This is a genomic window from Halalkalibacter sp. APA_J-10(15) (assembly GCF_023017105.1).
Taxonomy (GTDB): domain Bacteria; phylum Bacillota; class Bacilli; order Bacillales; family Bacillaceae_D; genus Halalkalibacter.
In genome coordinates this window covers 1-255 of the sequence record NZ_JALKEV010000101.1, presented here as the reverse complement: position 1 = coordinate 255, position 255 = coordinate 1, and the positions used below count along the sequence as shown (strand labels likewise).

Annotated in this window: 1 protein-coding gene; it reads left to right on the top strand. The window is 40.4% G+C overall.

Annotated elements, in window-relative coordinates:
* Positions 1-255, top strand: a 255-nt coding sequence (locus MW695_RS23315) for a flagellin N-terminal helical domain-containing protein (protein WP_483299880.1), incomplete at both ends; no start/stop codon positions are given.

Genomic DNA, 255 nt, shown 5'->3' with positions numbered 1-255 from the left:
ACTCAATTCTACAACGTATGCGTGAGCTTGCTACACAAGCAGCGAACGATACTAACGTTGATGTAGACCGTGGGGAAATTCAGAAGGAAATCGATGCATTAACTTCTGAAATCAACCGTATTTCGAATACTACTGAATTCAACACTCAAAAGCTATTAAGTGGTGGTTCTAATGGCGGTGGATCATTTACTGCTAACTTCCAAATCGGTGCAAACCATGGTCAAAGCATGGAAATTGAAATCTTCAACATGAGTG